Below are 11,350 nucleotides of genomic sequence, written 5' to 3' on the forward strand. Positions count from 1 at the left end.
ATACGTCTGCAAAATCTGGACTTCAGAGCCAGAAAGATTCATCATAAATCCAACCCATCAAAACACGGGACTAAACAGAATGTTAATTTCGGCTGCTCGTGGCATGTTGCAGCCCCCTGCATTTCTTCTATTCCCGTGAAAAAACATTCGATAATATTTCGTTTTTTACAAATCGAGAGATAAGTGACGTACCCCATTTTTGTATCCACTCAAAAGGAGTACTCCCGGTTTTTATGGCTTGAGGGTGATGGGACGAGAAAGGGTTCCTGAAAGATCGTCCTGGGAGGGCGCGTCCCCGGCACTCTCTTGCGATCCCCATGATGGCTGTCTTTCATACATCCGCACAGAAACAACGCGCGCAACTCAGGGACTCACAGTCGGAAGATGACAGTTCCAGCTGAGTGAATGGCCGGAAGGAAGATGGTTCCAAAGCGCATTATCCGGATCGTATACCGTAGGTGCATCTCACCGGCGCAGACAAACCAGCCGGCTGATAAAGCGTATTACCCGCCGGTCCAGCCACTCCAGCATCGCCGCCAGCACATCATCCCGCCGCGTATCATTCAGCAGCTCGTGATAGGCGCCCGGCACAAGATACAGCGTCTTCTCCGATCTCATGGCCTCATACGCCCGCACGCCGAATACCGGATCGGTACAGAAATCCTCCGTCCCGTGCAGAACCAGAACAGGGGCCGTCCATCCCGGATAAAGACAGCGATCCGCCGCACTGATCTTCAGAATGGAAGACGCCAGCAGCAGACACATGCTCCCTTTGTACATCAGCGGATCATGTGCCGCCTCTTCGCGCACGGCCTCAATATGAGTCAGCCGGTCCGCAGGCAGGTGAACCAGCGGCAGTCGCGGAAAAAGCCGCGCAACAGCTCTCATCAGGGACGGAAACGGCCAGGGCAGCGGATTTCCCAGAGCCGCACTGCCCAGAATCACACCTGCAAGACCGGAGGAATCCCGCGATACACTCGCCGCCACGGTAAAACCGCCCAGGGAATGTCCGTAAAGGAAAACCGGAAGCGCCTGCCCCCTCAGCTTCGCCCGCGCCGCCAGGTGATGCCGCACGACCTCCGCCCCGTCCAGAACACCCCAAGGTCCCGGAGACTCCCCGTGTCCCGGCAGATCAAATCCGCAAACCGTAAAACCCTGATGCAGCAGATGCGGAATCAGGCGATTATACGCTTTCACATAACGCCGGGTATATTCAGCAAATCCGTGCTGAAGCAGAACGATCCCGCGTGCCAGATATAGCCGCGCACCCCCGTGCCGATATCCCAGTCCTCATACGGCGGATCATCATCCGGAATATCCGGCAGATCAGCCGCTGCAGACGGAAGCGGATGCAGACCCGACAGAGCCTTCCTGTCCTGTCTGTCTCTGTAAAACGGGAAAGCCAGAGCGGGAAACACCATGGAAGCGGCAGCGGCCAGAATGACCCCGGTCGCCGTCTTTGCACACTTCATTCCCGCATCCCTCTGCTCTCTCAGTATCCGTCGCGAATCAGACAACGCGGCAGGAAGCCTTTCGTCTCACGGTGAAAAGAACAGCGACATGTGGCGGAAAAGTGTCAGGCCTCCCAGCACGTAACCGGCATCAGGGAAGACGGACGGACAGCATCATTTCCGCTTTCGGGATCCGAAAAAATACTCTCGCGATCCCCTCTGGCAGCACAGGCAGAGCCGGAATACGCCCGCAGGCGACGACTCTGCTGCTCCCTGATAAGCGCCTGATGCCAGGACCAGGCAGGACAGTCGGCAGAACGGGCTGTTTTATGCACTGACATCGGAGACACTCCGTCCGGAAAACCAGTCCCGTCTCTAGCGACTCCGGTCAGACAGCGGCGTGACCGTTACGTGAATTTTCCGTCAGACAGAACGATCAGCCCGCAAGACGCGCCTTCAGAACCGCATTCGCCCGCCCCAGATCCAGGGAAGCCCCGAATTTCGCCTTCAGAGCCCCCATGACCTTGCCCATATCCTTCATGGATGAGGCCCCCGTCGCGGCAATGACCGCCTCAATCTCGGCCCCGAGCGCCGCATCGTCCATCTCGGCCGGGAGATAGTCCCTGATGATGGCAATCTCCGCCTCTTCCTTCTCCGCCAGCTCCGGACGGCCGCCCTCACGATAGAGATGCGCGGATTCCGCACGGGATTTGGCCATGCCGCGCAGCATGGACACGATCTCATCCCCGCCGACCTGCTCCACACCCTTCGCCCGCGCGGCGATGTCCGTTTCCTTGAGCTTCGCCCCGATCATCCGCAGCAGAGCGACACGATCCTTCTCGCCGCTTTTCATTGCGGTCTTGAGATCATCCGTAAAACGGGTACGCAGGGAAGCGTCGGACATCATATATTCTCCGGTGGTCATATCCGCCCCCCACAAACCGCACAAAGATCACGGATGCAAGGGTGGGAAAAAACTTCCCACCCTCCGATTCCCCTTTGGGAATTTTCTTCCCATCCCGCCCCGGGACCTGCTAGACACAGACGGATTACAGAACGGAGCAGGCAGATGGCGATATCCGTCGAGGCAGTCATCGCACGGCTGGGCGGCCCGGAAGAGGCCGCACGCGTCACGGGAGTCGGCACTGAGGCCATCCGCAAATGGCGGCAGGCAAAAGCCATTCCCCCCAAGCACTGGGCCGCCATCGCCCGCGCCACCGGCATCCCGCTCGACGATCTGCAGCCTTCCTCCCCCTCCCCCGCTCAGGAAACACAGATGACACGATCGTCCTCTCCCGCGCAGCCCGGCGACATCTCCTGCAGACCGGACGGCGCAACCGCCGCCCTCGTACTGGCGGACGGCACAGTGCTGTGGGGACGCGGCTTCGGTGCACATACGGACGGCGCCGCCATCGGCGAGATCTGCTTTTCCACGGGAATGACAGGCTATCAGGAAACCCTGACCGACCCCTCCTTCGCCGGACAGATCATCACCTTCACCTTCCCCCATATCGGGAATACCGGCACCAACAGCACCGATAACGAGGCCCCGCGTGTCTCCGCACGCGGTCTGGTCATCCGTCAGGACATCACTGACCCGGCCAACTGGCGTGCGCAGGAACACCTCAGCACCTGGCTCACGGAACGGAATATCCCGGGAATCTGCGGCGTGGATACCCGCGCCCTCACGCTGCATATCCGCAACGGCGGCCCTCAGACCGCCGTGCTGTGCTATCCCGCATCCGGTGCCTTCGATACGGACGCCCTGACAGCACAGGCGAAAGCCTGGCCCGGGCTGGAAGGCATGGACCTTGCAAAGAAAGTCACCTGCGACAAACCCTTCACATGGTCCGAAGGCGTGTGGGAATGGCCGGACGGCACGAAACCCCTGCCGGAGCGCCGTCGCAGGGTCGTCGCCGTGGATTACGGCGCAAAACGCAATATCCTGCGCTGCCTGACAACCGCCGGATGCGACGTGACCGTCGTCCCCGCCACAGCCACTGCCGAGGAAATTCTCTCCTTCAATCCCGAGGGCGTATTCCTTTCCAACGGCCCCGGTGATCCGGCTGCCACCGGGGAATATGCCGTTCCCGCCATCCGCGGCGTTCTGGAGGCCGGCAAACCGATCTTCGGAATATGCCTTGGTCACCAGCTTCTGGGGCTGGCACTGGGCGCGAAAACCTACAAACTCGCGCAGGGTCACCGCGGAGCGAACCAGCCGGTGAAAGACCTCTCCACAGGAAAGGTCGAGATCACCAGCCAGAACCACGGATTCGCCGTGGACGAGACCTCCCTGCCCGAGGGCGTCCGTGTCACGCATACAAGCCTGTTCGACGGCTCCAACGAAGGTATCGCCTCGGATAAATATCCCGCCTTTTCCGTGCAGTACCACCCGGAGGCCAGCCCCGGACCTTCAGACAGTTTCTATCTGTTCGAACGGTTCGCGGAACTGATCGACCGGCATACGAACGCACGCTGAACCATCCCGTTCGCTCATGGACCCCGTCCGCAACCCCTACGTCCCCGGAGCCGGCGCCTCCCCGCCGGAACTGGCCGGACGGCAGGACCTCCTGAACGAGACCGCTGTCGCGATTCAGCGCACCCTCCAGGGGCGCAGTGCACGCGGATTCGTCGCAACGGGCCTGCGCGGCGTGGGCAAGACCGTGCTCCTGGCCCGGGTCCGGGACATGGCAAAAGAGGCAGGTTTCCAGACCTGTTTCATTGAGGCCTCGGCAGACAGGACGCTGGCGCAGGTTCTGATCCCGCATATGCGCCGCATGACCCTGGCGCTCGACCGCGCGGGCGCGCTGAGCACACAGGCCCGACGCGCCCTGCGGGTGCTCCGCAGCTTCATCCACACCATCCGCCTGCAGCACCACGATCTGCAGATCGAACTGGATATCGAATCCGAATCCGGCACCGCCGACAGCGGAGACCTGGACTCAGATCTGTCCGATCTGATGGGCGCACTCGGAGAAGCGGCAAAGGCACGCGGAACCGGCATCCTCATCTGCCTCGACGAGATCCAGTTCCTGTCCGCGCGCGACATGGGCGCGCTGATCATGGCCCTGCACCGCACATCCCGCGACGGACTGCCCGTGCTGTTCGCCGGAGCCGGGCTGCCCCATGTCGTGGCGCTGAGCGGTCAGTCACGCACCTATGCAGAGCGACTGTTCGACTTCCCGCAGCCCGGCCCCCTCTCGCGGGACGACATCGCGGACGCGCTCTGCCTGCCCGCAGAACGCGAAGGCGTGACCTTCACGGAGGCAGCCGTGGACGAGGTCTTCCGCGTTACCCGTGGCTATCCCTATTTCATACAGGAATGGGCCTGGCACAGCTGGAACGTCGCACACGGACCGGACATCCACCCCGGCGACGTGCAGGTCGCCACGGAAATCGCCATCACCGCGCTGGATAAAAGCTTTTTCCGGATGCGCTCGGCCCGCCTGACCCCGCGCGAGCATGACTACTGCATCGCCATGGCCGAACTCGGCCCCGGAACCCACCGCTCGGGCGAGATCGCAGCCAGGCTCGGCATGAATGTCCGCAACGCCGCCGCGCTGCGCACCTCCCTGATCCGTAAAGGCCTGATCTGGAGCCCCGCCTTCGGAGACACCGCCTTCACTGTTCCCCTGTTCGAAACCTATCTGCTGCGGATGCGCGACACGGATGCGCGCCGCATCGATCCCGTCATCTCCCTCCAGCCCCTGACCGAAGAGTGAGTCTACCATGCCCCGTCGTACCGACCTGAAATCCATCCTCATCATCGGCGCGGGCCCGATCGTCATCGGCCAGGCCTGTGAGTTCGACTATTCCGGCGCCCAGGCCTGCAAGGCCCTGAAAGAGGAAGGCTACCGCGTCATCCTCCTGAACTCGAACCCGGCCACGATCATGACCGATCCGGGACTGGCCGACGCCACCTATGTCGAGCCGATCACCCCCGAATTCGTGGAGCGGATCATCCTGCGGGAAAAGCCGGACGCCGTCCTGCCGACGATGGGCGGGCAGACCGCGCTCAACGCGGCCATGGCGCTGGACGCCTCGGGCTTTCTGGAAAAGCACGGCGTGGAGCTGATCGGAGCACGGGCCGACGTGATCGACCGCGCAGAAGATCGTCAGAAATTCCGGGAGGCCATGGACGCCATCGGGATCGAAAGCCCGCGCAGCCATATCGCACACACGCTGGAAGAAGCCCGTGAGGCCCTGAAGCAGACCGGGCTGCCCTCCGTCATCCGCCCCTCCTTCACCATGGGCGGCTCCGGCGGCGGCATCGCCTATAACCTCGAGGAATTCGAGCAGATCGTCTCCGGAGGCCTCGCCGCCTCCCCCACAACGGAAGTCCTGATCGAAGAATCCGTCCTCGGATGGAAAGAGTTCGAGATGGAAGTCGTCCGTGACAAAGCGGATAACTGCATCATCGTCTGCTCCATCGAGAATATCGACCCGATGGGCGTCCATACCGGAGACTCCATCACCGTCGCCCCCGCACTCACGCTGACCGACAAGGAATATCAGCGGATGCGCGACGCCTCCATCGCCTGTCTGCGGGCCATCGGCGTCGAGACCGGCGGCTCGAACGTGCAGTTCGGCATCAACCCCGAAGACGGCCGCATGGTCGTCATCGAGATGAACCCGCGCGTCTCCCGCTCCTCCGCCCTGGCCTCGAAAGCCACCGGTTTCCCGATCGCAAAAATCGCCGCCAAGCTCGCCGTCGGCTACACGCTCGACGAACTCGCCAACGATATCACCGGCGGCGCGACTCCGGCCTCCTTCGAGCCGACCATCGACTATGTCGTCGTGAAGATCCCCCGCTTCACCTTCGAGAAATTCCCCAACACCCCGGCCCTGCTCTCCACCTCCATGAAATCGGTCGGAGAAGCAATGGCCATCGGCCGCACCTTCCCTGAGGCGCTGCAGAAAGGCCTGCGCTCCATGGAAACCGGCCTGACCGGGCTGGACCCGGTGCCGGAGCCGGGAGACGGCGGACCCGACGCCTTCCGCGCCGCTCTCTCGCAGCCCCGCCCCGAGCGCATCCTCATGGCCGCACAGGCTCTGCGCGCCGGACTTTCGGTGGAGGAGATATCCGATGCCTGCCGCTTCGAGCCCTGGTTCCTGCGCGAGCTTGAGAAAATTGTCGCTCTGGAAAAAACCGTGCTGGATCACGGGCTGCCGACAGATGCCCTGGCCCTGCGCCGCCTGAAAGCTGCAGGCTTCTCGGACCGCCAGCTCGCCCGCCTGTCCGGCACGCAGGAAAAGGATATTCTCGACCTGCGCCTGCGCCTTAACGTGCTGCCGGTCTATAAAAGGATCGATACCTGCGCGGGCGAATTCACCTCTGCCACACCTTATATGTACTCCTCGTACGAAGGCGGATTTAACACGCCGTCCTGCGAAGCCGCACCGACCGCGCGGAAGAAGATCGTCATCCTCGGCGGCGGTCCGAACCGCATCGGCCAGGGAATCGAGTTCGACTACTGCTGCGTCCATGCCGCCTATGCCCTGCGCGAGGCCGGTTTCGAGACCATCATGGTCAACTGCAACCCGGAAACCGTCTCGACGGATTACGACACGTCAGACCGCCTCTATTTCGAACCGCTGACAGCCGAGGACGTGATCTCCCTGATCCGCCTTGAACAGACGAAAGGCGAGGTTATCGGCTGCATCGTGCAGTACGGCGGCCAGACCCCTCTCAAGCTGTCCCGCGCGCTGGAAGAGGCCGGCATCCCGCTGCTCGGCACGCCCGCAGACGCCATCGACCGTGCCGAGGACCGCGAACGCTTCCAGGCACTGCTCCGCAAGCTCGGGCTGAAACAGCCGGAAAACGGAATCGCCCGCTCCCCGCAGGAAGCCGAGGAAATCGCAAACCGGATCGGATACCCGGTCGTGATCCGCCCGTCCTACGTCCTCGGCGGACGCGCCATGGAGATCGTCCATGATCATCCCGGCCTGCGCCGCTACATGCAGGTCGCACTGCGCCTTGCAGGACAGGATATCGCGGAAGGTCCGGTGCTGATCGACCGCTATCTGAACGACGCCATCGAAGCCGATGTGGACTGCGTGTCCGACAGAACCGATGTCTATGTCGCCGGGGTCATGGAACATATCGAGGAAGCAGGCATCCACTCCGGAGACAGCGCCTGCGCCCTGCCGCCCTACAGCCTCTCCCCGGCCATCGTGGCCGAACTCCGGCAGCAGACCGAGGCCATGGCGCGGGAACTCGGGATCATCGGCCTGATGAACGTGCAGTATGCCATCAAGGGTGACGAGATATTCGTCCTTGAGGTCAACCCACGCGCCTCCCGCACGGTCCCCTTCGTCGCCAAGGCCACGGGCGTCCCGGTCGCCAAGATCGGCGCCCGCGTCATGGCAGGTGCCCCTCTCAAAGACTTCCCGCTCGATGACCGCGCCGTCGTGCCGCATGTCGCCGTCAAGGAAGCCGTCTTCCCGTTCCACCGCTTCCAGGACGTGGACACGATCCTCGGCCCGGAAATGCGCTCGACCGGAGAGGTTATCGGCCTCGACACCTCCTTCGAGCGTGCCTTTGCAAAGGCACAGCTCGGCGCAGGTGTCCGGCTGCCGCTCTCCGGAGGCGTGTTTCTCTCCGTGCGCGACAGCGACAAGGCTGCACTGCCCCCCATCGCCCGCACCCTCTCCGGAATGGGCTTCTCCATCCTCGCCACACGGGGCACCGCAGCCGTGCTCCGCAACGCCGGAATCGAAGTACGGGTGGTCAATAAGGTGCTCGAAGGCCGGCCGCACTGCGTGGATGCCATCCGCTCCGGAGAAGTGCAGATGGTCATCAACACGGCCCAGGGTGCACAGTCCGTGGCGGATAGCTATGACATCCGCCGTTCCGCCCTCACCATGGGTATCCCGCACTATACGACCATCGCAGGCGCACGCGCCGCAGCCCACGCCATCAGCGCCCTGAAGGAAGGTCCGCTTGATGTCGCGCCGCTTCAGTCGTATTTTAGCGGGTCTTTCTGAACCGGAGCCCCGTTCCGGTTCTGCTGCCGCCTGTCCGGCAGCCTCTCCTTTTACCGGTGCCGGTGGACAGACCGGCACCCGCAGAGTCCGGGGATACCATTTTGCAGAAGATTCCGATGACGGCCCCAGGGCTGCAGCGTCTTGAGGACGAACTGCGCCGCCTCAAATCCGAGGAACGTCCGGCCGTGATCCGGGCGATCGCAGAAGCACGCGCCCACGGCGATCTGTCCGAAAATGCGGAATACCACGCCGCAAGAGACCGGCAGTCCTTCATCGAAGGCCGCGTCTTGGAGCTTGAGGAACTGATCGCAACGGCAGAAGTCATCGATCCGTCCACCCTGTCCGGAGATCAGGTCAAATTCGGCGCACGCGTCACGCTGCTCGACGAGGACACCGAAAAGGAAACGGCCTATCAGATCGTCGGCGTGCATGAAGCCGACATCAAACAGGGTCTCCTCTCGATCTCCTCGCCCCTCGCAAAATCCCTCATCGGGAAATCAGTCGGCGATACGGTCTCCGTTCCGGCTCCCGGCGGCGACAGAACCTACGAAATCCTTACGGTCATCTACGCCTGAGTCTGTAAAGGTCTTCCCAATGGTCACTTTCGGAGACGTGCAGGACGCTGCACGGCGGATCAGCGGCCGCGTACTGCGCACGCCTTCCGTCCCCTCCCACGCCCTCTCGAAAGCGACCGGCGCGGACATTACCCTCAAGCTCGAGAACCTCCAGGCCGTCGGCTCCTTCAAGGAACGCGGCGCCGCGAACCGTCTGGCCCTGCTGACCCCGGAAGAACGCGCCCGCGGCGTGATCGCCGTTTCCGCCGGGAATCACGCACAGGGCGTCGCCCGCCACGCCAGCCTGCTCGGTATCGATACCGTCATCGTCATGCCGCGCTTTACCCCCGTCGCAAAGGTCACGCGCACCGCTGCATGGGGCGCGAGAGTCCTGCTGGAAGGCAACGATTTCACGGAAGCCTCGCTCTTCGCCCGGGATATGCAGCAGCGTGAGGGCCGGATCTTCATCCATCCGTATGACGATCCGGGAATCATGGCCGGCCAGGGCACCCTGGCCATGGAACTCCTGGAAGACTCCGGACCCCAGGACGCACTCGTCATGCCCATCGGCGGCGGCGGCCTGCTCGCCGGATGCGCGGTTGCCACCAGAGCCCTGTCCCCGGCAACCGAAATCATCGGCGTTCAGGTCGAGAGCTACTCCTCCCTCGCCCGCTTTCCCGCAGAGGAAATCACCCCCCCGGGCGGCCCGACCATCGCCGAGGGAATCGCAGTCACGACAATCGGCCGCCTGACCAGCGAGGTCATCCGCCGTGATGTCTCGAAGGTGCTCATCGTCACGGAACGCGCCGTAGAGGACGCCATAACCCTGCTGGCCGAAGGCGCACGGCAGGTCAGTGAGGGAGCAGGCGCGGCAGCCCTCGCCGCCGTCATGACCTATCCCGACCTGTTCCGGGACCGCAGGGTCGCCCTTCCCGTCTCAGGCGGAAATGTCGATACGCGGATTCTCGCCAACACATTGCTGCGCGCCATGCTGCGCGACGGCCGCCTGCTGCGTCTCGTCATGGAAATTCCGGATCGTCCGGGAATCCTCGCAGACATCTCAAAAACCATAGGCGACGCCGGCGGAAATATTCTCGAAGTCTCCCATCAGCGCCTCTTCGCCGCCCCGTCCGTCCAGGCCGCGGAACTGGAAGTGCTGATCGAAGCCCGTGACCCTGGCCACGCAGACCAGATCACGGACGCCCTGCGAGAGACCTATATCGTCCGCAGGGTCTGAAAACTCAGTCCCCGAGGGTGAGACCAACCTTCAGCGTCACCTGATAATGGCTCACCTTCCCGTTCTCCACATGACCGCGCGTGCTGACAACCTCAAACCAGCGCAGCGTCTTTTTCTTCTCGGCAAGACGCTCGACCGCGTTTTCAATGGCCTTCTCAATCGAGTCCGGCGATGAGCCCGCAAGCTCGACAATCCTGTAAATATGATCCGACATGTCTGCCCTCCTGAGACCGGTTACGAAATATCCAGACGGAGCATACACCTTAACTGAACCTGAACCAGAAAAAACGACTCCGTTCTGTTAACCTGTCATTAAATATACCCCTGCTATTTCTCATCCCGTCGCGAAAACGAACCAAAGGGATGAAAAATGGCCGGTCTTGGCATCCGACTCGAAACTGATGACCGTATGATCATCAACGGCGCCGCAATTCACTTCCTCTCCCCCGCACAGATCCGCCTCGTCAACAAGGCACGCTTTCTGTTCGGACGGCAGATCATGCGCCCCGAAGACGCCTCCAGCCCGGCCCGCCGCATCTATTACGCGCTCCAGACCGCCTATGTCGGCACCCCGGAAGAACAGATGCGCGCGCTTGAGGAAGCACGATACCTCATCAGCATATTCATCCGCGAAACAACCTCCGAATCCGCACGTACCCTTCTCACGGGCGCATTGCAGGCCGCAGTCACCGGCGATCACTACCGGGCACTGAAATACGCACGGCGGATCATCCGTCACGAGGACGCCATCCTCAGTTCCGTCTCGGCATCTCTCCTGCCGGAAGAGCCAGACGGGGAAATTCCTGCGCCCCTTTAACTTTGTATCAATTTTTCTGGTGTCTTCTCCGGACGAAGAGATTGCCACCGCTCTTTCCCGTCATATCCATCGTATCAGGGCTTTCGCTCAATGGAACAGCGCGACCGCTCTCGCCGCATGACAATCCCTTCTCCGGCCTTCAGTCACCTAACATCAGTTAACGTGACAGCACCCCACCGGGTTGCCCAAGGCATCGCAGATGGCATGGATCTTTGTCGTCAACCCGTCTCGTGATCGTCCGATGGCCTGATCCGTCCCCCTTTTTTGAGAGCTCCGGCACTATGCTTATGCGCCCGGACAATCG

General features: G+C 62.2%; 11 protein-coding genes and 1 pseudogene. 6 read left to right on the forward strand and 6 right to left on the reverse strand.

What is annotated here, in order from left to right:
- Positions 1–465: 465 nt before the first annotated feature.
- The 4 genes from LOC54_RS09315 to LOC54_RS09330 all read right to left on the reverse strand — a co-directional run bounded on the left by LOC54_RS09315 (position 466) and on the right by LOC54_RS09330 (position 2,358).
- A complete protein-coding gene (locus LOC54_RS09315) occupies positions 466–1,197 on the reverse strand; it encodes an alpha/beta fold hydrolase (RefSeq protein WP_279313540.1) in 732 nt (243 codons plus the stop codon).
- The gene (locus tag LOC54_RS09320; protein WP_279313541.1) at positions 1,194–1,472 is read right to left on the reverse strand and encodes a hypothetical protein; all 279 of its coding nucleotides are present in this window, start codon (positions 1,470–1,472) and stop codon (positions 1,194–1,196) included. Before LOC54_RS09320 ends, LOC54_RS09315 begins: the two co-directional genes overlap by 4 nt.
- A 104-nt stretch (positions 1,473–1,576) precedes the next feature.
- Complete coding sequence (locus LOC54_RS09325) at positions 1,577–1,792, reverse strand: hypothetical protein (RefSeq protein WP_279313542.1); 216 nt, start codon at positions 1,790–1,792, stop codon at positions 1,577–1,579.
- 95 nt (positions 1,793–1,887) lie between these two features.
- Entirely contained in the window at positions 1,888–2,358 is a 471-nt protein-coding gene (locus tag LOC54_RS09330; RefSeq protein WP_408740330.1) for a GatB/YqeY domain-containing protein, read from the reverse strand.
- A gap of 162 nt (positions 2,359–2,520) precedes the next feature.
- On the opposite strand from LOC54_RS09330, the gene carA reads away from it, so the two are divergent.
- The 5 genes from carA (at position 2,521) to LOC54_RS09355 (ending at position 10,229) form a co-directional block, all read left to right on the forward strand.
- Entirely contained in the window at positions 2,521–3,930 is a 1,410-nt protein-coding gene (carA, locus tag LOC54_RS09335) for a glutamine-hydrolyzing carbamoyl-phosphate synthase small subunit (protein ID WP_279313543.1), read from the forward strand.
- Between the two features lie 16 nt (positions 3,931–3,946).
- Complete coding sequence (locus LOC54_RS09340) at positions 3,947–5,173, forward strand: ATP-binding protein (RefSeq protein ID WP_279313544.1); 1,227 nt, start codon at positions 3,947–3,949, stop codon at positions 5,171–5,173.
- 7 nt (positions 5,174–5,180) lie between these two features.
- Positions 5,181–8,438: a carbamoyl-phosphate synthase large subunit gene (gene carB / locus LOC54_RS09345; RefSeq protein ID WP_279313545.1), complete on the forward strand. Its 3,258-nt coding sequence runs from the start codon at positions 5,181–5,183 to the stop codon at positions 8,436–8,438.
- Between the two features lie 101 nt (positions 8,439–8,539).
- Positions 8,540–9,013 (forward strand): transcription elongation factor GreA, encoded by a 474-nt coding sequence (gene greA, locus LOC54_RS09350; protein WP_279313546.1) that lies wholly within the window; start codon positions 8,540–8,542, stop codon positions 9,011–9,013.
- Between the two features lie 19 nt (positions 9,014–9,032).
- Positions 9,033–10,229: a threonine ammonia-lyase gene (locus LOC54_RS09355; protein WP_279313547.1), complete on the forward strand. Its 1,197-nt coding sequence runs from the start codon at positions 9,033–9,035 to the stop codon at positions 10,227–10,229.
- 4 nt (positions 10,230–10,233) lie between these two features.
- On the opposite strand, the gene LOC54_RS09360 is transcribed toward LOC54_RS09355, so the two are convergent.
- Positions 10,234–10,443, reverse strand: coding sequence for a dodecin (locus tag LOC54_RS09360; RefSeq protein ID WP_279313548.1), 210 nt, complete (start codon positions 10,441–10,443; stop codon positions 10,234–10,236).
- 156 nt (positions 10,444–10,599) lie between these two features.
- Between LOC54_RS09360 and LOC54_RS09365 the strand changes: the two genes are divergently transcribed.
- Complete coding sequence (locus LOC54_RS09365; RefSeq protein WP_279313549.1) at positions 10,600–11,046, forward strand: flagellar biosynthesis repressor FlbT; 447 nt, start codon at positions 10,600–10,602, stop codon at positions 11,044–11,046.
- A 174-nt stretch (positions 11,047–11,220) separates the two neighbouring features.
- On the opposite strand, the pseudogene LOC54_RS09370 reads toward LOC54_RS09365, so the two are convergent.
- A pseudogene (locus tag LOC54_RS09370) lies at positions 11,221–11,350 on the reverse strand (IS5/IS1182 family transposase); the annotation flags it as partial.

This window comes from Acetobacter sp. AN02, from assembly GCF_029759835.1.
In the GTDB taxonomy this organism is placed as follows: domain Bacteria; phylum Pseudomonadota; class Alphaproteobacteria; order Acetobacterales; family Acetobacteraceae; genus Acetobacter.